The sequence below is a fragment of the Mycolicibacterium holsaticum DSM 44478 = JCM 12374 genome (genome assembly GCF_019645835.1).
GTDB lineage: Bacteria > Actinomycetota > Actinomycetes > Mycobacteriales > Mycobacteriaceae > Mycobacterium > Mycobacterium holsaticum.
Genome location: NZ_CP080998.1, coordinates 3,635,980 through 3,655,823, shown reverse-complemented (window position 1 = coordinate 3,655,823; position 19,844 = coordinate 3,635,980). Strand labels below are relative to the sequence as shown.

At 68.0% G+C, this 19,844-nt stretch carries 17 protein-coding genes; 10 read left to right on the top strand and 7 right to left on the bottom strand.

Translation table 11 applies throughout. From position 1 onward, the window contains the following. Nucleotides 1-33: 33 nt before the first annotated feature. The gene (locus tag K3U96_RS17760; RefSeq protein ID WP_220690577.1) at nucleotides 34-1,530 is read right to left on the bottom strand and encodes an acyl-CoA carboxylase subunit beta; all 1,497 of its coding nucleotides are present in this window, start codon (nucleotides 1,528-1,530) and stop codon (nucleotides 34-36) included. Between the two features lie 86 nt (nucleotides 1,531-1,616). Here K3U96_RS17760 and K3U96_RS17755 point away from each other — a divergent pair, with 86 nt between their 5' ends. The 3 genes from K3U96_RS17755 (at nucleotide 1,617) to K3U96_RS17745 (ending at nucleotide 5,383) form a co-directional block, all read left to right on the top strand. Next, a complete protein-coding gene (locus tag K3U96_RS17755; RefSeq protein WP_220690576.1) occupies nucleotides 1,617-2,654 on the top strand; it encodes an LLM class F420-dependent oxidoreductase in 1,038 nt (345 codons plus the stop codon). Nucleotides 2,655-2,664: 10 nt separating this feature from the next. Beyond that, the gene (locus K3U96_RS17750; protein WP_220690575.1) at nucleotides 2,665-3,900 is read left to right on the top strand and encodes a cytochrome P450; all 1,236 of its coding nucleotides are present in this window, start codon (nucleotides 2,665-2,667) and stop codon (nucleotides 3,898-3,900) included. 97 nt (nucleotides 3,901-3,997) lie between these two features. Next, nucleotides 3,998-5,383 (top strand): MFS transporter, encoded by a 1,386-nt coding sequence (locus K3U96_RS17745; RefSeq protein WP_220690574.1) that lies wholly within the window; start codon nucleotides 3,998-4,000, stop codon nucleotides 5,381-5,383. A gap of 14 nt (nucleotides 5,384-5,397) precedes the next feature. Here the strand turns inward: K3U96_RS17745 and K3U96_RS17740 are convergent, their stop codons facing one another. Both K3U96_RS17740 and K3U96_RS17735 read right to left on the bottom strand, forming a co-directional pair. Continuing rightward, a complete protein-coding gene (locus K3U96_RS17740) occupies nucleotides 5,398-6,969 on the bottom strand; it encodes an ATP-dependent DNA ligase (RefSeq protein ID WP_220690573.1) in 1,572 nt (523 codons plus the stop codon). A gap of 130 nt (nucleotides 6,970-7,099) precedes the next feature. Then, the gene (locus K3U96_RS17735) at nucleotides 7,100-8,635 is read right to left on the bottom strand and encodes a molybdopterin-dependent oxidoreductase (RefSeq protein WP_220690572.1); all 1,536 of its coding nucleotides are present in this window, start codon (nucleotides 8,633-8,635) and stop codon (nucleotides 7,100-7,102) included. A 99-nt stretch (nucleotides 8,636-8,734) separates the two neighbouring features. On the opposite strand from K3U96_RS17735, the gene K3U96_RS17730 reads away from it, so the two are divergent. Then, nucleotides 8,735-9,502 (top strand): SDR family NAD(P)-dependent oxidoreductase, encoded by a 768-nt coding sequence (locus tag K3U96_RS17730; protein ID WP_069406119.1) that lies wholly within the window; start codon nucleotides 8,735-8,737, stop codon nucleotides 9,500-9,502. Nucleotides 9,503-9,568: 66 nt separating this feature from the next. Further along, a complete protein-coding gene (gene poxB / locus K3U96_RS17725) occupies nucleotides 9,569-11,305 on the top strand; it encodes a ubiquinone-dependent pyruvate dehydrogenase (RefSeq protein ID WP_220690571.1) in 1,737 nt (578 codons plus the stop codon). Between the two features lie 3 nt (nucleotides 11,306-11,308). On the opposite strand, the gene K3U96_RS17720 is transcribed toward poxB, so the two are convergent. Further along, the gene (locus K3U96_RS17720) at nucleotides 11,309-11,983 is read right to left on the bottom strand and encodes a winged helix-turn-helix transcriptional regulator (RefSeq protein ID WP_069406121.1); all 675 of its coding nucleotides are present in this window, start codon (nucleotides 11,981-11,983) and stop codon (nucleotides 11,309-11,311) included. A 125-nt stretch (nucleotides 11,984-12,108) separates the two neighbouring features. Between K3U96_RS17720 and K3U96_RS17715 the strand changes: the two genes are divergently transcribed. Together K3U96_RS17715 and K3U96_RS17710 are read left to right on the top strand one after the other, a co-directional pair. After that, on the top strand, nucleotides 12,109-12,936 hold the full coding sequence (locus tag K3U96_RS17715) for a class I SAM-dependent methyltransferase (RefSeq protein ID WP_220690570.1): 828 nt from the start codon (nucleotides 12,109-12,111) through the stop codon (nucleotides 12,934-12,936). Between the two features lie 12 nt (nucleotides 12,937-12,948). Beyond that, nucleotides 12,949-14,013, top strand: coding sequence for a phosphotransferase family protein (locus K3U96_RS17710; protein WP_220690569.1), 1,065 nt, complete (start codon nucleotides 12,949-12,951; stop codon nucleotides 14,011-14,013). A 10-nt stretch (nucleotides 14,014-14,023) separates the two neighbouring features. On the opposite strand, the gene K3U96_RS17705 is transcribed toward K3U96_RS17710, so the two are convergent. Continuing rightward, complete coding sequence (locus K3U96_RS17705; protein WP_220690568.1) at nucleotides 14,024-14,779, bottom strand: sulfite exporter TauE/SafE family protein; 756 nt, start codon at nucleotides 14,777-14,779, stop codon at nucleotides 14,024-14,026. 224 nt (nucleotides 14,780-15,003) lie between these two features. Here K3U96_RS17705 and K3U96_RS17700 point away from each other — a divergent pair, with 224 nt between their 5' ends. After that, nucleotides 15,004-15,492 carry a 2-isopropylmalate synthase gene (locus K3U96_RS17700; RefSeq protein WP_220690567.1) on the top strand — a complete coding sequence of 163 codons (489 nt, stop codon included), beginning with the start codon at nucleotides 15,004-15,006 and terminating at the stop codon, nucleotides 15,490-15,492. Between the two features lie 49 nt (nucleotides 15,493-15,541). Here K3U96_RS17700 and K3U96_RS17695 read toward each other — a convergent pair whose 3' ends face one another. Beyond that, nucleotides 15,542-17,020 carry a cytochrome P450 gene (locus K3U96_RS17695; RefSeq protein ID WP_220690566.1) on the bottom strand — a complete coding sequence of 493 codons (1,479 nt, stop codon included), beginning with the start codon at nucleotides 17,018-17,020 and terminating at the stop codon, nucleotides 15,542-15,544. Nucleotides 17,021-17,138: 118 nt separating this feature from the next. Between K3U96_RS17695 and K3U96_RS17690 the strand changes: the two genes are divergently transcribed. Then, nucleotides 17,139-17,780, top strand: coding sequence for a TetR/AcrR family transcriptional regulator (locus K3U96_RS17690; protein ID WP_220690565.1), 642 nt, complete (start codon nucleotides 17,139-17,141; stop codon nucleotides 17,778-17,780). Between the two features lie 14 nt (nucleotides 17,781-17,794). Next, on the top strand, nucleotides 17,795-18,658 hold the full coding sequence (locus K3U96_RS17685; protein WP_069404387.1) for an SDR family oxidoreductase: 864 nt from the start codon (nucleotides 17,795-17,797) through the stop codon (nucleotides 18,656-18,658). Here the strand turns inward: K3U96_RS17685 and K3U96_RS17680 are convergent. Beyond that, the gene (locus K3U96_RS17680; RefSeq protein WP_220690564.1) at nucleotides 18,655-19,842 is read right to left on the bottom strand and encodes an AAA family ATPase; all 1,188 of its coding nucleotides are present in this window, start codon (nucleotides 19,840-19,842) and stop codon (nucleotides 18,655-18,657) included. The two genes, K3U96_RS17685 and K3U96_RS17680, sit on opposite strands and share 4 nt — an antisense overlap. Nucleotides 19,843-19,844: the final 2 nt, after the last annotated feature.

Here is a 19,844-nt window from a genome sequence, read left to right as displayed (position 1 = left end):
AGCGTGACCAACTACGCCGAAATCGCCCTGGGGCTAGGGGGTGATCGCCGTGCGGGACACCGGCTCCGGGGCGGCCTGACGGCTGTAGACACCCCGCTGCAGCGCCGCGAGCAGCGCGTTGCGGGTCTCCTCGGGGTGGATCAGATCGTCGAACCCCAGGTGGCTCGCCGACCGGAACGAGGCCTCGACCTCCATCTGGCGCAGCCGGGCCTCGACGTCTTCGTCGGCGTGTGACGCCTTGCTCAACGCGGCGGCGCTCATCGCCCCCATGGTGGCGCCGGGATAGGCGAACGTCGCGCTCTGGTTGTCAAATCCCAACAGCGACATCACCATCGAACCGAACCCGTAGGCCTTGCGCAACGTGACGTGCAGCTTGATCGTCGTCGCGGCGGTCTGCGCGGCGAACATCCGCGCGCCGCTGCGCAGCACACCGCTCTTCTCCGAGCGGCTGCCCGGCAGCATTCCCGGGTTGTCGGCGAGAAAGACGATGGGCAGGTGGAAGGAGTCGGCCACCGTGATGAAATGTGCTGCCTTGTCGGCCGCGTCGGCATCGATGGAGCCGGCCAGCACCTGTGGTTGGTTCGCCACCACCGCGACGGGGTGACCGCCCAGATGCGCCAGCGCGCAGATGATGGCACGCCCGAACTTCGGTTGCACCTCGAACCAGTCCGGGCGATCGAACACCACGTCGAGAACGCGGCGGATGTCATAGACCCGACGGTTACCGCGGGGCACGATGTCGAGCAGCTCGGGTGTGGTGCGCGCCTCGGTGGTCTCGTCGGCGGGCAGCGCCGCCGGATACGACCACGCGCTGGCGGGGAAGTACGACAGGTAGCGGCGGATGTCGTCGAGCACCGCCTGGTCGTCGCCGGCAAGGTTGTGGATCACGCCGCTGGCCAGCGCGACGGCGGGGCCGCCCAGATCTTCCTTCGAAATGTCCTCGCCCGTCGACTCTTTGACGACGGGAGGGCCTGCGGTGAAGATCGCGCCCTGCTGGCTCATGATCGTCCAGTCGCACACCGGGGCGACGAGTGCGCCGTGACCGGCTGACGGGCCCAGCAGCCCGGCGATGGTCGGCACCTTGCCCGAACACTGGGCCTGCGCGAGCAGATCGGTGGGGGTGCGGCCGTAGTGCTCACCGGAGGGCCGGAAGCCGGCGCCCTCCAAGAGCATCACCAGCGGGATCTTGTCGCGCAATGCCAACTCCGCCAGCCGAAACCGCTTCGCGTTGCCGCCCGGGCCGATACTGCCGGCCAGGGTGGTGAAGTCTTCGGCGCCCACCATCACCGGCTTGCCGTCGATGAGGCCGGAGCCGGCGACGATGCCGTCGGCTGCGATGTCACCACCGACCAGCGTGCCGAACTCGCGGAAGGTTCCCTTGTCGAGCAGATGCTCGAGTCGGGCGCGGGCGTCGAGCTTGCCCTTGCCGTGGTGCTTGGCCAGCCGTTCGGTGCCGCCCATCTGGTGTGCGTGCTGACGTCGCCGGGAGAGTTCGCCGAGCGTGTCTTCCCAGTCCTCCGCCTTGGTCATGCAACAACTCCTGTCGTCCACGGCGATCGTCGCACCGGCATGTTCACGTTGAACATACTGAATCGCTTACTGTAGCGTCTACGACCATGGGTGATGGCGCCGACCTCAAGGTCGACGGGGCCATTTCCAGCCAGCTGACCGACGTCGCGCGTGCGGCCGGTGAGCTCGAGCGGCGGGGCTACGACTGCTGCTGGACAGCCGAAGTCAACCATGATCCGTTCCTTCCGCTGGTGCTGGCGGCCGAGCACACCACCCGGATCGAACTCGGCACGAGCATCGCCGTGGCCTTCGCGCGTAATCCGATGACCGTGGCCAACGTCGGCTGGGATCTACAGGACTACTCCAAGGGCCGGTTCGTCCTCGGGCTCGGCTCGCAGGTGCAGGCGCACATCGAGAAGCGGTTCAGCATGCCGTGGAGCCGGCCGGTGGCACGCATGAGGGAGTTCGTGCTGGCGCTGCACGCGATCTGGGAGTGCTGGCGCGACGGCACCAGGCTGCAGTTCGAGGGCGACTTCTATACCCACAAGCTGATGACGCCGATGTTCACCCCCGAGCCCCAGTCATATCCCTTCCCAAAGGTTTTCGTCGCGGCCGTGGGTGAGGCGATGACCGAGATGTGCGGTGAGGTTGCCGACGGTGTGCTGGCCCACGCGTTCACCACCAAGCGCTATTTCGAAGAGGTGACCATACCGGCGCTGCAGCGCGGGATGGCGCGCTCCGGCCGCAACCGACGCGACTTCCAAGTGAGCGCACCGGTTTTCGTCGTCACCGGCCAAGACGAGGCTGAGGTGGCCGCCAACGCGGTGGGCACCTGCAAGCAGATCGCATTCTACGGGTCGACGCCGGCCTACCGCAAGGTGCTCGAGCTGCACGGCTGGGGTGACCTGCACACCGAACTGCACCGGCTGAGCTTGCAGGGACAGTGGGACGCGATGGGCACACTGATCGACGACGAAGTGCTCGACACATTCGCGGTCGTCGCTCCCATCGGCGAAGTGGCGACGGCGATCCGGGACCGCTGCGACGGTGTGATCGACCGGGTGCTGATCGGGTTTCCGCGCACCATCGGAGAAGACACCGTCAGCGCGGTCCTGCGGGAGTTACGTGGCCAGCCAGGCAATTGAGGAGCCTGCCATGAATGCGCATGTCGCCGACGAAGCCGCCAGGGTGTTCGCCACCCCGACGGCCTACACCGACGAGGCGAAACTTCATGAGGCCCTCGCCCGTCTGCGCTCCGATGCGCCGGTGTCGCGGGTCGACGTGCCGAACTACCGCCCGTTCTGGGCGATCACCAAGCACGCCGACATCATGGACATCGAGCGGGCCAACGAGCTGTTCACCAACTCGCCGCGCCCGGTGCTGGTGACGATGGATGGCGATGAACAGCAGGCGGCGATCGGTGTGCGTACGCTGATCCACCTCGACGACCCCGAGCACCGGGTGATGCGGGCTATCGGCGCGGACTGGTTTCGGCCGAAGGCCATGCGGGCGTTGAAGGTTCGCGTGGACGAACTCGCCAGGATTCATGTCGACAACATGGTGGCGCTCGGCCCCGAGTGCGACTTCGTCCAGCAGGTCGCGGTCAACTTTCCGCTCTACGTCATCATGTCGCTGCTGGGCGTGCCCGAGTCGGACTTCCCGCTCATGCTCAAACTCACCCAGGAACTATTCGGCAGCGACGACGACGAGTTCAAGCGGGGGACCGAGCAGGCCGAGCAGATGTCGGCGCTGCTGGAGATGTTCGAGTACTTCACCGCGCTGACCGCGTCGCGTCGCGAGCATCCCACCGAGGATCTGGCCTCCGCGATCGCCAACGCCACGATCGACGGCGAACCGCTCTCCGACATCGACACCATGTCCTATTACGCGATCGTGGCCGCCGCCGGCCACGACACCACCAGCGCCACCATTTCAGGCGGCATGCTCGCGCTCATCGACAACCGCGATCAGCACGCCAAGCTGCGAGCCGATTTGAGCCTCATGCCGCTGGCGACCGAAGAGATGATCCGCTGGGTCACCCCGGTCAAGGCGTTCATGCGCACCGCAGCTGAGGACACCACGGTGCGGGGTGTGCCGATCGCCGCCGGCGAGTCGGTGCTGCTGTCCTACGTTTCGGGCAACCGCGATGAGGACGTGTTCGACGATCCGTTCCGCTTCGACGTGACGCGCGACCCCAACAAGCACGTCGCGTTCGGGTACGGTGTGCACTTCTGCCTGGGCGCGGCGCTGGCGCGCATGGAAGTGAACAGCTTTTTCACCGAACTGCTGCCGCGGCTGCAGTCAGTCGAACTCGCCGGCGCTGCGGAATACGTTGCGACGACGTTCGTCGGCGGGCTCAAGCACCTGCCGCTTCGCTACACGACGGCCTAGTGCCAGTCCGGCCTCGAAGCCCCGAGCAGCGGGGTCGCTATCATGTCTCCTTGCCAGATCTAGGCAGATCTAGGCCAGATCAGCCAGGGGGATGGGAATGAGCGAGGACGCCGCCAACGCCGATCTGGTCGGCGGTATCCCGCGTCGTCGCATCGTGATCGCGTCGATGGTGGGCACCACCATCGAGTTCTACGACTTCTACATCTACGCCACCGCGGCGGTCTCGGTGTTCCCGCACCTGTTCTTCCCGAAAGGCGATTCGACGACCGCGCTGCTGGCGTCGCTGGCCACGTTCGGACTGGCCTTCGTAGCCCGTCCGGTCGGCTCGATCCTGTTCGGTCACTTCGGTGATCGGGTGGGGCGCAAGGTCACCCTGGTCGCCTCCCTGTTGGTGATGGGGATCGCGACGTTCGTGATCGGGTTGTTGCCGACCTACCACCAGGTGGGCCTCCTCGCGCCCGCGTTGTTGGCAGCCATGCGTTTCGCGCAGGGCTTGGCGCTGGGCGGAGAATGGAGCGGAGCCGCGCTGCTGGCAACCGAGACCGCCAAACCCGGCAAGCGAGCCTGGGCCGCGATGTGGCCACAACTCGGGGCACCGTTCGGCTTTCTGCTGGCCAACGGAGTCTTCGTGCTGCTGCTGCTGTGGATCGGACACAGCAACACCACGCCCGACCTCGACGGAGCGTTCTTGACCTGGGGCTGGCGTATCCCGTTCCTGCTGAGCGCGGTGATGGTGGCCATCGGCCTCTACGTGCGGTTGCGCCTTGTGGAGACGCCGGTGTTCACCCGCGCAGTGGCTCGTGGCGAGAAGGTGAAAGTCCCACTGGCCGAGGTGTTCCGAACCAGCTGGCGTCCGCTGATCATCGGCACCTTCGTGATGTTGGCGACCTACACGATGTTCTACCTCATGACGACATGGGCGCTGAGCTACGGGACGGGCAAGCGACCACCAGACGGCAGCGGCCTCGGCTTCGCCTATGTCGACTTTCTGGAACTACAGCTGATCGCGGTGTTGTTCTTCGCCGGAACGCTGCCGCTGTCGGGGGTGCTCTCCGACCGCTTCGGCCGCCGCGGGCCCCTGCTGGTCGTCACCGCGGGCATCATGGTGTTCAGCGCGCTGTTCGTCCCGATGCTCGGGTCTAGCCAGACCTCGGCCGGCATGATGCTGCTTTTCCTGGTGGTCGGAATGACGTTGATGGGCTTCACCTTCGGGCCGATGAGCGCGGTGCTGCCCGAACTGTTCCCGACAAACGTGCGCTACACCGGTTCAGGGGTTTCCTACAACGTGGCCAGCATCCTGGGTGCTGCGGTGGCGCCGTTCATCGCGACCTGGTTGGTCACGCAGTACGGCGTCGGCTGGGTCGGCCTGTATCTGTTCGTCGCGGCGTCGCTGAGCTTCATCGCGATCCTGGTCATGCGGGAAACCAAGGACACCTCCTTGGACGGCGTCGACACGCTGACTCCGGACCGCTTGATCGGCTGAGGTGTGAACCACCGTCATTCGCTGCGCTGGTGGAGCGCGCGAACCGTGTCGACGGTGTCCGCCTCGGCGGGGCTCTTGTCGTCGCGGTAGCGCAGCACCCGCGCGAACCGCAGCGCCATCCCGGCCGGATACCGCGATGACGTCTGCACCCCGTCGAAGGCGATCTCGACGACCTGCTCGGGACGCACCTTGACGACATAACCGTCCGGCGGGCTTGGTTCTGATGTCGCCCCCTGCGCGGCTCCGTCGGCCAGTTCGAGAAACCGGGCGGTCTGCCATTCCAGCATCGCGTCGGTCATGCCCTTGAAAGTCTTTCCGAGCATGACGAACCCGCCGGTCTCGGGGTCTCTGGCGCCGAGATGGATGTTGGAGAGCTTGCCGGTGCGCCGGCCCGAACCCCATTCCACGGCGAGCACCACCAGGTCGAGGGTGTGCACGGGTTTGACCTTGAGCCAGCCCGCGCCGCGGCGGCCGGCCTCATACGGTGCCGTCGGCGACTTCGCCATGACGCCTTCGTGACCGGCGGCCAGCGTCGCGTCGAGGAACTCCTGGGCGGCATCGACGTCGTCGGTGACCAGCCGGTCGACTCGCTGATCGTCGGGAATTATGGTGTCCAGCGCCGCGATGCGCTCGCTGGTCGGTCGGTCCAGCAGGTCGACGCCGTCGAGGTGCAGCACGTCGAAGACGAACACCGACAAGGGCTGTGCCGTGCGGGCGGCCGCGATGTCGACCGACCTGCCGAACCGGGATGCGGTGACCTGAAACCGGTGCGGACGGTTGTCCGGGCGCAGCGCGATCGCCTCGGCGTCGGCGATCAGCTCGGTCACCGGCCACGCCAGCGCGGCGTCGACGACCTCGGGTAGCCGAGCGGTGACGTCGTCGAGGCTGCGAGTGTAAATCGTCACCGCGTCGCCGGCCCGGTGGATCTGAACGCGGGCGCCGTCGAGCTTGGCCTCGAAAAGTGCTGCACCGCTGAGGCGTTCGAGCGCTTGGGCGACCCCGGTGGCGGTCTGGGCCAGCATCGGCCCGACCGGCCTGCCGACCTCGAGGGTGAACTGCTGCAGGCCCGCCTCGCCGTCGGTCAGCGCGGCGGCCGCAACGGCGGGCAGCGCGCCGCCGAGCATCGCGGCGCGACGCACCGCGGCCGCAGGGACGTCGGCAGCCTTGGCCACGGCGTCGGCCATCACCCCGACCAGTGCACCCTGACGCAGTTCACCGCTGAGCAGCCGACGCAGGAAAGTCTGCTCGGCCTCGGTGGCGCGGCCGAACACATCGGCCAGCAAGCCGGCCCGTCGCGCTTGTGACCCTTTACCCGCCACGGCCCCGATCTCACTGAACCGCGTGTCGACCTCCAGCACCGTCAGCGACGGTTCGGCCGCAGGTGCGGGCACCGAACGCAGCGCGGCCCAGCCCACCCCGATCTGGCGTTGCGGCAACTCGCCCGACAACCACGACACCGTCACCGCGACCAGTCGTGCGTCGGCGCTGGCGAGCCGCAGCAGCTCGGCGATCCAGGCGATCTTGGCCAGCCGTGACGACGAGGCGCCCACCTCGGCCGACGCGGCGGCGACGTCAGACAGCAGCACCAGACCAGCCTGTCACGGCCCGCACCGCCGCGCGAGCGTGCGTGAACTCTCGGAAGTTGGCGGCGTGTCGGCCACTGGGCCCACCGCGAAGCGCGGGGAACACGCACGCTGGCCGGAAAACTCGGGGCGGTCATGTCACGGTGAACGACACCGTGTGCCAGCCGGAGGCGCCATCGGGCACCGGGTCGGCCACCGTTTCGGTCTGCACTGCGCCGGTGTTGTCGATGGCGCGCACGGTGATCGTGTACGAACCGGGTTCGGCTTGCCAGCCAAAGCTCCACAGCCGCCAGGTGTCGTTGGAGTAGCTCGCGGCGAGGTCGGCCGGGCGCCAATCGCCGGTTCCGCCGGGGCCGTCGATGCGGACTTCGACGCCGCGCACCCCGCGGGGCTGCGCCCACGCGACGCCGCCGAACGTCACCTGCCCGCGTGCGACGGTCTGGCCGCTGCGGGGGACGTCGATACGCGACTGGGTCTTGATGGGTCCGCGCGCTGACCAGCCCAGCTTCGTCCAGTACGCCTTGGCGCGGTCGAATCGGGTGACCTCCATGTCGACGACCCATTTGGTGGCCGACACGTAGCCGTACAGGCCGGGCACGACGAGGCGGGCGGGATATCCGTGCTCGGTGGGCAGCGGCTCACCGTTCATGCCGACGGCCAGCAACGCGTCGCGGCCGTCGGTCAGCGCCTCGACGGGCGTGCCAGCGGTGAACCCGTCGACCGACATCGACAGCACCATGTCCGCATCGGAATGAATTCCAGCCTGCGCCAACAGATCCCGCACTCGATATCCGGTCCACGCGGCGTTGCTGATGAGGTCGCCGCCGACCGGGTTGGACACACACGTCAGCGTCACGAGCTTGTCGACGGCCTCGAATCGCTCCAGGTCCGTGAAGCGGTAGGTGATTTCGCGGTCCACCATGCCGTGCACCCTGAGCTGCCAGTCGTCGCGGCTGAGCTGGGGCACGCTCAGCGCGGTGTCGATCCGGTAGAAATCGGCGTTGTCGGTGATAAACGCTGGCAGCGCAACCCCTTTGGGCTGCACGGCGGGTCCTACGGGCGGCGCGGCGACGTCGGCACGGGGCAGCGCGAAGGCGTCGCGATCGGCTGAGACCGACGACGTCAGACGCGACAGCACCACGCCGGCCACCCCGGTGACCGCGCCGCCGGCCAGTAGCCCGAGGGCTAGCAGCGACAACCGTCTACCCGGGTCGGTCCGGTCGTCGGAGGGCTGATCGGTGAAGCGTCCGGAGACGAGCAGACGCAGCACGGCGACCCCGCATGCGGTACCGACCAGCGTCGGCACGACGTCGGCGAGCGTCGCACCCGCGCGCGACAGCACCGCCGCACATCCGGCCGCCCCGGCCAGCACGATCGCGGCGCTTCCGACCGGAACCCGCCGCGTCTCCAGCGCGGCGGTCAGCGCGGCGAGGAGCGCGATGACCCCCAGCACCAGGACGGAAAGGAAGAGTTTGTCGGCCGTGCCGAACGTCGCGATGGCCCATTCCTTGACCGGGCCCGGCGTCAGGTCGATGACCACCGATCCGACCGCCGTGCGGGCGTCGGACTCCGGGCCGAACGCGACGGCGAGCAGTTGGGTCACACCCAGCGCCACCGCCGCGGCGGCGAGCCCGGCCAGCATCCGCGTTTCGCGAGCGGGTTCGGCCATGTTGCCAAGGTACTGCCAGGACCGACCCGAACCGCTGAACGCAGGAGGCGGTCGGCTAAGTTGCTTTACGATTCGACGAATTTTTGGAAAGGCGGCTAGATGGAGATCGAGGGCAAGAAGGCCATCATCGTCGGTGGGGCGTCGGGCTTCGGCAAGGCGACCGCCGAATTGCTGGCCAAGCGCGGCGCGAGCGTGGCGGTGCTGGACCGCCCGCAGTCGAAGGGCAAGGAGGTCGCCGACGCGATCGGTGGGTCCTTCTACGAAGTCGACGTCACCGATTTCGAGGGCACCGAGAAGGTGCTGCAGCAGGCGATCGACCAGCTCGGCGCGCTGCACATCATCGTAACGACCGCGGGCGGCGGCGCGGCCGAGCGCACCGTCAAGAAGGACGGGCCGCACAGCCTGGACACCTTCCGCAAGTGCGTCGACCTCAACCTCATCGGCACCTTCAACATCAGCAGGTTGGCGGGCTGGCAGATGAGCAAGCAGGATCCGGTCGACGACGAACAGGAGGAGCGGGGCGTCATCATCAACACCGCCTCGATCGCCGCGTTCGAGGGGCAGATCGGGCAGGTGGCCTACACCGCGTCCAAGGCCGCGATCGCCGGGATGTGCCTGACGATGGCGCGCGACATGGGCAGCCTGGGCATCCGTGCGCTCGCGATCGCGCCCAGCCTGTTCGCGACCGGACTGACCGAGGGCATCCCCGACGAGTTCGCCAAGGCGCTGACCAAGGACGCGGCGTTCCCCAAGCGGCTCGGCAAGCCCGAGGAGTACGCGAAGCTGGTGACCGCGATCGTCGAGAACCCGATGCTCAACGGCCAGTGCCTGCGGTTGGACGCCGGCCAGCGCTTCGCCCCCAAATAGAGCGGCTTGTGTGCGTTTAGGGGCGCTCAACGCTCCTAAACGCACACAAATCGCTACCCTGGCGGCGTGGCGACCGTCGCCGAACACCTCATCCAAGCATTGCGGGTCAGCGGTGTGCGCCGGATCTACGGCCTGCCCGGGGACAGCCTCAACGGGTTCACCGACGCGATCCGCCGATCGGGCGAGATCAGCTGGGAGCACGTCCGCCACGAAGAGACCGCGGCGTTCGCGGCAGCGGCCGATGCCGCGCTCACCGGCGGGCTGGCGGTCTGCGCGGGCAGCTGCGGTCCCGGCAACTTGCATCTGATCAACGGTCTTTTCGACGCGCAGCGCAGCCGGGTGCCCGTGCTGGCGATCGCTGCGCACATCCCGCGCACCGAGATCGGCTCGGACTACTTCCAGGAGACCCATCCGCAGGAGCTGTTCCGCGAGTGCAGCGTCTACTGCGAACTGGTCAGCACCCCCGAGATGGCGCCGCGGATCCTGGAGATGGCGATGCGGGCCGCCGTCGAGGACAGCGGGGTGGCGGTGGTGGTCATTCCCGGCGAGATCTTTCTGCAGCGCGCCGACGCGTCGGCCTGGAGCACGCGGCCGATCACCGCGACGCGGTCGGTCGTGCGGCCCGACGACGAGTCGCTGCGGCAGGCCGCGGCCATCCTCAACGACGCGCGGGCGGTCACGATCCTCGGCGGTGCCGGGGTGGCAGGCGCGCACGACGCGCTGATCGACTTGGCGGGCACCCTCAACGCGCCGGTCGTGCATGCGTTGCGCGGCAAGGAGTTCATCGAGTACGACAACCCGTTCGACGTCGGCATGACGGGTCTGCTCGGTTTCGCCTCCGGCTACAAGGCCATCAAGGAGGCCGACGCGTTGCTCATGCTGGGCACCGACTTTCCCTATCCGCAGTTCTATCCCGACGGCGCGAAAGTCATCCAGGTCGACGTCCGCGGCCGCCACCTCGGCCGTCGCACCCCGGTCGATCTCGGGCTGGTGGGCACCGTCGCCGACACCGCAGCCGCGCTGCAGCCGCTGCTGCAGCAGAAGACCGACAGCCAACACCTCGACCGCTCGCTGCGCCACTACCGCAAGACCCGCAAGGCGATGGACGAACTGGCCGTCAACGACCGCGATCGCACCCCGATCCGCCCGGAATATGTTGCGGGCCTGGTGAATCAGCTCGCATCCGAGGATGCGGTGTTCACCGTCGACGTCGGCTCTCCGGTGGTGTGGGCCGCGCGATATCTCACCATGAACGGACGTCGGCGGCTGATCGGCTCCTTCAACCACGGCTCCATGGCGTGCGCGTTACCGCATGCGATCGGTGCGCAGTCCGCGCTGCCCGGCCGCCAGATCGTCGCGCTGGCCGGTGACGGCGGGCTGACGATGCTGTTCGGTGAGCTGGTGACGCTGATCCAGAACAAGCTGCCGGTGAAGGTCATCGTCTTCAACAACTCGTCGCTGAACTTCGTCGAGCTCGAGATGAAAGCCGCGGGCATCGTCAATTTCGGCACCGACCTCGTCAACCCCGACTTCGCCGCCGTCGCACAGGCAATGGGCATCTTCGGCCGCCGTGTCGAGCGGCCTGCCGATCTGCAGCAGGCGCTCGCCGATGCGTTCGCGCACGACGGACCGGCCGTCGTCGACGTGGTCACCGCGCGTCAGGAACTGTCGATACCGCCGGCCATCACCGTCGAACAAGCCAAAGGCTTTTCGCTGTACGCCATTCGGACGATCTTGGCCGGGCGCGCCGATGAACTGCTCGACCTCGTCACCACCAACGTGGCCCGGCGCATCCTCGACTGACTTTCACGCCGGTCGCGGGACCGCCGACAGCAGCGACTGGCCGATCCACTTCGGGACGGCGCGGCGCACCTGGGCCGGCCCGGACACCGCGACGCTGCCGTCGAGCAGCGCCTGCTGCCATGACACGTCGCCGCGCCAGATCTGGGTGAGGGTGCGCAGGCTGGTCTCGACCGAGCCGGCCACCTCGTAGCCGGGATCGAAGTCGCACACGTCGGCCTTCCCGTCGGCCACCACCAGCCACCATCGTGCGGCCTTCGATGCCACACCGGTCAGCCGAAATGCCAAAGTGGTCCGCTGGCGCGGCCATTCGGCGATCGGGATGGTGCGCCGCATGTCCCACATCAGCAGGTGTGGGTCGAGGTCCTGCTCGCCGAGTTGGCTGATCCAACGCAGGCCCCACGCCCCGAGCGCGTCCACGACCTCGGCGAGCTCCTGCCCGCATTCGGTGAGGGTGTAGGTGGTGCGGCCGTCGACGTCGGCGCGTTCCACCACACCGGCCCGCGTCAGCGACTTCAGCCGTTTCGACAGCAGTGCCGGCGACATCTTCGGCACCCCGCGACGCAGATCGTTGAAGTGTCTGCTGCCGAGCAGCATCTCGCGCACGACGAGCATGGTCCATCGCTCGTCGAGCAGCTCCATCGCCTTGGCGACGGGACAGAACTGGCCATATCCGGGCATGTGGGTGACCTCCGGTGCCGCAACGGGCAGTACAGATATCGAACCAGGATGGGTACAGATTTGGAACTGGATTGGCTGATCGGCGCGCGTCACGATTAAGTGCACCGCTCATGGAAGGTACCGCGATGAACAACCCTGCCACCGCCGTCGACGACGGTCAGATCGCCGCCACCCACCGGGTCATGTGGGCCTCCGGGAACTATCCGAAACTCGCGGCCGAGCTCGTGACACCGCTGGGCCCGGTCCTGGTGGATGCGGCCGGAATCGGCCCCGGTGACCGTGTCCTCGACGTCGCAGCGGGTACCGGCAACGCGGCGATCCCGGCCGCACTGCGCGGAGCGCGCGTCGTCGCCAGCGACCTGTCTCCCGAACTCCTGGAAGCCGGCGCTGCGCTGGCCGCCGAACGCGGCGCCACCCTCGAATGGCGCGAGGCCAACGCGCACGAATTGCCTTTCGCCGACGCCGAATTCGACGTGGTGATGTCATGCATCGGGGTGATGTTCGCCCCGTTTCACCAACGCGCCGCCGACGAGCTGATCCGGGTGTGCAAACCGGGCGGCAGGATCGCGCTGCTGAGCTGGACACCCGAAGGCCAGATCGGTGAACTGTTCGCCACGATGAAGCCCTACGTCGCACCGCCGCCGCCGGGCGCCCAGCCGCCACCGCTGTGGGGCGACGACGAGCACGTGCGCGCGCTGCTCGGCGACCGCGTCACCGACGTCGTCACCGAGCGACGCGCCCTGACCGTCGAACACTTCGGGAACGGCGCGGCGTTCCGGGACTACTTCCGGTCGACGTACGGGCCGACGATCGCGGCGTACCGCAACATCGAGGACGATCCGGACCGGGTCGCCGAACTCGACGCGGCGCTGGCCCGCATCGGTGACGGCTTCCTGCACGGCGGTTCGACGATGGAATGGGAGTATCTGCTGCTGACCGCGCGCAGGGCCTGACACCATGGCGGTATGTCCGACGCCGTACAACAGCTACCCACCCTGACCGACGACGACCAGAAGGCGCTGCAACGCTGGGTGCGACAACAGCGCCTGGGTGCGAAGGTCACCGACGTCGAACCGCTGACCGGCGGCACCCAGAACATCGTCGTACGCATCCGGGTCGACGGACGGCCGATGGTGTTGCGCCGGCCGCCGCTGCACCCGCGCCCGACCAGCGACAAGACGATGCTGCGCGAGATCGCCGCGCTTCGCACGCTGGCAGGTACCAACGTCCCGCACCCCGGGTTCATCGCCGGCTGCGACGACCTCGACGTGCTCGGGGTGGTCTTCTACCTGATGGAGGAGGTCGACGGCTTCAACCCCGGCAGCGAGGTCGACGACGCCTACGTCCGCGACCCGGACATGCGCCACCAGGTCGGGCTCTCCTACGCGGCCAGCCTGGCCCAACTGGGCAACGTGGCGTGGGAGGGCAGCCCGCTGGCCGAACTCAAACGCCCAGGTTCCTTCCTGCAGCGCCAGGTTCCGCAGTTTCTGCGGCTGCTGGAAAGCTATCGGCACGACCGGTACGACCCCGCATCGCTGGCCGTCGGCGAACTGGCCGAGTGGCTGGAGACCAACCGTCCACCCGACGGGCAGCCCGGGATCCTGCACGGGGACCCGCATCTGAGCAATGTGCTGCTTCGCCGCGACAAACCGGAACTGGCGGCGTTCGTCGACTGGGAGATGTGCACGATCGGCGACCCGCTGCTGGACCTCGGGTGGATGCTGATCTGCTGGCCGCTGGAGACCAATACGATCACCGCGGGCGCCGCGCTGGCCGCGCTCGGCGGGCTGGCGAGCCGTCGCGAGCTGCTGGACGCTTATCTCGACGCCGGGGGTCGCGAAACCTCAAGGCTGGATTGGTATGTCGCGATGGCGTGCTTCAAACTCGGCGTCGTGATCGAAGGCACCTGGTCGCGATTTTTGATCGGGCAGGCCAGCCGGGAGGCGGGGGAGCGGTTGCATGCCAACGCGCAGAACCTGATCGACATCGGTACCCGCGTGGCCAAGGGCGACAGTCCGTTCGGGGTCTGACGCGGCGGCATCAGCCGTAGGTGTCGAAGGCCAGCTTGACGGCCACCGCCAGACCGGCCACGCCGATGAGCACGCGCAGCGGCCCGGCGGGGGCGTGGCGGACCACGACGGGCCCCAGCCGGGAGCCGATGAGGCAGCCAAGCCCCAGCGGTACGACCGCCCACCACTGCACGGGCGCGACGAGCGCGAACACCACGGCCGCGACGAGGTTGGCGACGCCGAGCAGGAAGTTCTTGCTGGCGTTGGCGCGTGCCAGGCTGGCGTGGCCGATCCGCAGCAGCAACGCCAGCAGCAGCACACCCGCCGCCGCGCCGAAATAGCCGCCGTAGATGGCGATCAGGAAGATCGCCGCGGCCTCCAGGATCACCCTGCCCGCGCGACGTCGCCCATCTGCTCTGCTCTGTTCGGGCTTATCGCCGCGCGGCAACAGGATCGCCAGCGACGCCAGCCCCAGCAGCACCGGCACCAGGCGCTCGAAGCCCTCCGGCGGCGTCGACAACAACAGCACCGCCCCGACCGCGCCCGCCAGTGCAGCGACCGGGGTGATCCGCATCAGCCACGGACCCTGACCCCGCAACTCCGGCCGCGAACCCAGCACCGAACCGACGCCGTTGAACACCAACGCCACCGTGTTGGTCACGTTGGCGGTCACCGGGGGCAATCCCGCGACAAGTAGCGCCGGGTAGGTGGCTACCGACGCGAGTCCCGCGATGCTGCCGGTGAGCCCGCCGACCACACCCGCCGCGAATAGCAACGCCCAGTTCATCGGCGGCTCACGTTACGTCCTGCGGTCTGGGCGGGCATGTCGTGGTGGGCGCCGACACGCGACCGGAAAAGCGATTGCACTCCGGCTCGCCGAGCGTCTAGCATCGGCACCGTGCCAAGGCGACTCGTAGTAGCAACCCGCAGCGGGGTCTGATCTGGACCGACCCCTCGCTGTGGGTCGAAGCTATTACGTCGGTCACTCGTCAGAGCAGAAGACCGGCACACATGTCCTTCGCAGTCACCACACGACCTGCCCGTACCGCGGCGGCGCGCTTTCAGTGCCCGTTGCCCCGCGGCCTACGTGAGGAGGCAGACGCGATGCCGTTCGAGTCGTTTCTCGCCGAGTACTCGCCCAGCGCGGGACCGCTGCGGCTAGCCAACTGGTCGTGCGCGGACGGTAACCGTCGCGCCACCCGGATCGGCCCCCAGGCGCGCACCTACCAGGCGACCCTGGCCATCGGCGACCAGACCAGCACGTCGTCGGCGGCGGCCTCAGGCCCGGTTGCGGCACTGACGGCGATGCTCTACGACCACGGCATCGCGGTCGAGACGACGGCGTTTCACCAGGTCCCCGCGGGTGGGCGCACCGCGACGTTCATCCAGGGCTCCAACGGCGCCCGCTCAGAGTGGGCGATGGGCTTGTCGGATGACCCGACACGGTCGGCGCTGGACGCGGTGATCGCGTGCGCCAACCGGCTGCTGACGTCCGCGTGACCCCACGCCGAAACAGACTCCGGCGTGCGAACCGCGGCGTGGAACGTAACTAGTTCAGCGGGCGCAACACGATCGGCATGCCGTCCATCGGCACGGGCATGCCGGCGTAGTCGTAGCGCGGCTGGTAGCCCGGCCGGGGCAGCTCGAGGCGGTACTTGCGTAGCAGCCGGTGCATCACGGTCTTGATCTCCAGCTGGCCGAACACCATGCCGATGCACTTGTGCGCACCGCCGCCGAACGGCGCGAACGCGTACCGGTGCTTCTTGTGCTCGGCCCGCGGCTCGGCGAAGCGGTCGGGATCGAACTTTTCGGGGTTCGTCCACAGCTCCGGCAGCCGGTGGTTCATGCCGGGCCACGTCACGACGTTGGTGCCTGCCGGGATGTAGTACCCCAGCAGGTCGGTGTCGCGGACCGCTTGGCGGACGTTGAACGGCAGCGGGGTGACCATCCGCAGCGATTCGTTGATCACCAGGTCGAGGGTCTCCAGCTTCTCCAGCGCCTCGATGTCCAGCGGGCCGTCCCCGAGCCGCGCGGACTCGTCGCGGCACCGCTCCTGCCACTCCGGGTTGGCGGCCAGGTGGTAGCCCATGGTGGTCAGCGTCGACGTCGAGGTGTCGTGGGCGGCCATCATCAAGAAGATCATGTGGTTGACGATGTCCTCGTCGCTGAAGCTGTTGCCGTCCTCATCCTCGGTGTGGCACAGCACCGAGAGCATGTCGGTGCCCCCGGAGCTACGGCGCTCCTTGACCCGCTCCTCGAAGTAGTCCTCGAGCACCTTGCGGGCCCGCAGCCCCTGCCACCACTTGAACGGCGGAATGCTGGTGCGGATGATCGCGCCGCCGGCGCGGGTGGTGATGGTGAACGCCTCGTTGACCTTGGTGACCAGGTCCTGGTCGGTGCCGGGCTCATGGCCCATGAACACCACCGAGGCGATGTCGAGCGTGAGTTCCTTGAGCGCCGGATGCAGTAGGAACCGCGCGTCGTTGGCCACCCAATCGTTGGCCACCACCTTCGACGCCACCTTGTCGATGTGCTCGACGTAGCCGGTCAAGCGGGTGCGCGTGAACGCCTCCTGCATGATCCGCCGGTGGAACATGTGCTCTTCGAAGTCGAGCATCATCAGGCCGCGGTTGAAGAACGGGCCGATGACCGGGTGCCAGCCCTTCTGCGAGTAGTCCTTGTTCTTGTTCGAGAAGACGGCCTGCGTGGCGTCGGGTCCCAGCGCCGACACCGACGACAGTGCGGGCGAGTGCGAGTAGTGCACCGGGCCGTACTTGCGGTAAATCTGCAGCACATAGTCGGGTCCGCCGCGGAACGCCTCCACGATGTGCCCGAGGACCGGCAGTCCGGAATCGCCCATGACGGGTTTGAGCCCGCTACCCGCCGGCGGCTCCGCCAGCACGAACTGCGGCCACTCCCGCTCGTTCAACCGGCGCTCGATCGGGCCGAGCGGCAGGTTGTTCAACGTCGGGGTGAACCGTCGTTTGGCCTGATCGAGCAGATAGTCCTTGGTGCTGATGGTCGGCATCTGGATACTCCTGAAAAAGGCAAGCTGTGGTGGATGTCACCTGACCCCCATCCTGGTATCGTCACTTGACGCCTGTCAAGTTTGGTGCGGGTGCGCCGCGATGAAAAGGTCTTAAACCATGACGGCCGAAGTACGGCAGACACGCCGCAGTCGCGGTGATCGCCAGCGCGATGCGATCGTCGGCGCGGTACGAGAACTGCTTCAGGAAAGATCCTTCGCCGACCTGTCGGTGAGCACGATCAGCGAGCGCGCCGGGGTGGCCCGGTCGGGCTTCTACTTCTATTTCGACTCCAAGTACGCGGTGCTCGCGGTGATCCTCGCCGATGCCGGCGAAGAACTCGCCAAGCTCACCCACAACTTCGCGCCCCGGGAACCCGGTGAGTCGCTCTCCGATTACGCCAAGCGGATGGTCGGCAGCGCCGCGGCGGTCTATGCGACCAACGACCCGATCATGCATGCGTGCGCGGTGGCCAGGAACACCGACGCACAGATCCGGGAAATGATGGACGATTTCGCCGACGGCATCATCGACAAGATCGTCAGCCTGGTGGAGCAGGACGCCGACGCCCGCCCGATCTCCGACGACCTGCCCGCGCTGGTGCGCACCCTGGCGGCGACGACGACGATGACGCTGACCCACGACAGCGCGTTCATCGGCCGCGGGCGCGACCCCGCGCGGGCCATCGAGGTCGTCGAGCGGTTGTGGCTGTACGGGTTGTGGGGCGGCTCGCACCTACGCGAGGACTCGCCCGACCGGTAGGTATCCTCACCGCCATGGCGCAGCGAGGCGGTTTCACCGGGAAGCGTTGTTTTCTCACCGGGGCCGCCAGCGGCATCGGCCGTGCGACCGCGCTGAAACTGGCCGCCGAGGGCGCCGAGCTCTACCTCACCGACCGTGACGCCGACGGCCTGGAGACGACGGTGGCAGACGCAACGGCGCTCGGCGGCCACGTGGCCGAGTACCGGGCCCTGGACATCTCCGACTACGACGCGGTGGCGGCCTTCGCCGCCGATATCCACGCCGCGCACCCCGCGATGGACGTGGTGATGAACATCGCCGGGGTGTCGGCGTGGGGCACCGTGTCGACGCTGACCCATCAGCATTGGAAGTCGATGGTCGACATCAACCTGATGGGTCCCATTCACGTCATCGAGGAGTTCGTTCCGCCGATGGTCGCGGCGGGCAAGGGCGGGCACCTGGTCAACGTGTCGTCGGCGGCCGGGCTGGTGGCGTTGCCGTGGCACGCGGCCTACAGCGCAAGCAAATACGGGCTTCGTGGACTGTCCGAGGTACTGCGGTTCGACCTCGCCCGGCACCGCATCGGGGTCTCGGTCGTGGTACCCGGCGCGGTGAAAACCCCTCTGGTGCAGACGGTTCAGATCGCCGGCGTCGACCGCGACGATCCCCGCGTCAAGAAGTGGACCGACAGGTTCAGTGGGCACGCGGTGTCACCGGAACACGCCGCGGACAGGATCGTCAAGGGCGTGCGCCGCAACCGGTTCCTGATCTACACCTCGGCCGACATCCGGGCGCTGTATCTGTTCAAGCGGGTGGCCTGGTGGCCCTACACCGTCGCGATGCGACAGGCCAACGTCTTGTTCACCCGCGCGCTGCGGCCCGGCGCCCGCCGCCGCTAGCGACGGCCCCAGTCCCAGCGCGGGGCGCTGAGCAGGCCCAGCCCGTCGACACGTGTCTCGCCGAGGTCTTTGTACAGGCCGATCTCGACGGCGGACGCGTCGTTGTCGGCGTCTGCGACGGCCACGGTATCGAGGAACTGCAGCAGCGCTTTGGAATGCGTGACGACGACGACCTGCGTGGTGGTCGCGGCCGCACGGATCAACGACGCCAACGGGCGCACCAGTTCGGGGTGCAGCGAGGTCTCCGGTTCGTTGAGCACCATGAGCGACGGTGGCCTCGGGCTCGACAGCGCGGCGGCCCACAGCAGGAATCGCAGTGTGCCATCGGATAACTCGGTTGCGCGCAGGGGCCGCAACATGCCGGGCTGGTGAAGCTGCAGATCGAAAAGCCCGTCGTGCACGGCCACCGACACCGCCGCCCCGTCGAAGGCGTCCGCGACAGCGCGCTGCAGATCGTCGAAGCCTGCCTCGATAATCGTCTGGATTGCCGCAGCCAGGTCCCTGCCGTCATCGCAGAGCACGGGCGTGCGGGTACCGACCTGACGCTGTCGTGACGGCGCGGCTGCGTCCACCCGAAAACCGTCGTAGAACCGCCAGTCGCGAAGGCGATCGCGTACCGCGGCGAGTTCTGGATGCGTGCCGGGGTGGGCGTACTCGGCGAGCACGCTGCGGTAGGGCGGGAGCGCCTGGGACAGCTTGTCGAACCCCCGGCCTGATTCCGCGCTCGCCTCGGCGTAGTCGCGCGTGCGGCGCACGAGTGTCGAGCTGGTGCGCATCACCGGGCCGACGAACACCGCCTCGCGTTTGATCTCGGGGTCACGCGCGAAAAGCGAATTGTGCCCGGCCATCTGGGGCAGTCCGAGGTCGACCAGGTAGCCGAAATCGTCGGAGGCGAAGCCGAGCTCCAGCGAGACGGGGCCGGAGCGGGTGGTGCCCTCGACGCGGCCGGTCCGCCGTGCACCGCCGAGCTGTTCGGGGCCCGCCCACAGCACCGATTCCAGGCCGCCCTCGCGGGCCAGCGATCCGATCACCTCACCGCGCCCACAGTCGGCCAGCAGCCGAAGCGCCCGGTACAGCGAGGACTTGCCGGTGCCGTTGGCGCCGGTGACCACGGTGAGCGGGGCCAACGGCAACACGATGTCGCGAAGCGACCGGTAGCCGCGGATCGCGACTGTGCGCAGCATCT

What these genes read in the sequence shown, in the direction of transcription:
- K3U96_RS17760 (WP_220690577.1), bottom strand. Translation starts at nt 1,530, where the DNA reads ATGACCAAGGCGGAGGACTGGGAAGACACGCTCGGCGAACTCTCCCGG.
- K3U96_RS17755 (WP_220690576.1), top strand. Translation starts at nt 1,617, where the DNA reads ATGGGTGATGGCGCCGACCTCAAGGTCGACGGGGCCATTTCCAGCCAG.
- K3U96_RS17750 (WP_220690575.1), top strand. Translation starts at nt 2,665, where the DNA reads ATGAATGCGCATGTCGCCGACGAAGCCGCCAGGGTGTTCGCCACCCCG.
- K3U96_RS17745 (WP_220690574.1), top strand. Translation starts at nt 3,998, where the DNA reads ATGAGCGAGGACGCCGCCAACGCCGATCTGGTCGGCGGTATCCCGCGT.
- K3U96_RS17735 (WP_220690572.1), bottom strand. Translation starts at nt 8,635, where the DNA reads ATGGCCGAACCCGCTCGCGAAACGCGGATGCTGGCCGGGCTCGCCGCC.
- K3U96_RS17730 (WP_069406119.1), top strand. Translation starts at nt 8,735, where the DNA reads ATGGAGATCGAGGGCAAGAAGGCCATCATCGTCGGTGGGGCGTCGGGC.
- K3U96_RS17720 (WP_069406121.1), bottom strand. Translation starts at nt 11,983, where the DNA reads ATGCCCGGATATGGCCAGTTCTGTCCCGTCGCCAAGGCGATGGAGCTG.
- K3U96_RS17715 (WP_220690570.1), top strand. Translation starts at nt 12,109, where the DNA reads ATGAACAACCCTGCCACCGCCGTCGACGACGGTCAGATCGCCGCCACC.
- K3U96_RS17710 (WP_220690569.1), top strand. Translation starts at nt 12,949, where the DNA reads ATGTCCGACGCCGTACAACAGCTACCCACCCTGACCGACGACGACCAG.
- K3U96_RS17705 (WP_220690568.1), bottom strand. Translation starts at nt 14,779, where the DNA reads ATGAACTGGGCGTTGCTATTCGCGGCGGGTGTGGTCGGCGGGCTCACC.
- K3U96_RS17700 (WP_220690567.1), top strand. Translation starts at nt 15,004, where the DNA reads ATGTCCTTCGCAGTCACCACACGACCTGCCCGTACCGCGGCGGCGCGC.
- K3U96_RS17695 (WP_220690566.1), bottom strand. Translation starts at nt 17,020, where the DNA reads ATGCCGACCATCAGCACCAAGGACTATCTGCTCGATCAGGCCAAACGA.
- K3U96_RS17690 (WP_220690565.1), top strand. Translation starts at nt 17,139, where the DNA reads ATGACGGCCGAAGTACGGCAGACACGCCGCAGTCGCGGTGATCGCCAG.
- K3U96_RS17685 (WP_069404387.1), top strand. Translation starts at nt 17,795, where the DNA reads ATGGCGCAGCGAGGCGGTTTCACCGGGAAGCGTTGTTTTCTCACCGGG.
- K3U96_RS17680 (WP_220690564.1), bottom strand. Translation starts at nt 19,842, where the DNA reads ATGCTGCGCACAGTCGCGATCCGCGGCTACCGGTCGCTTCGCGACATC.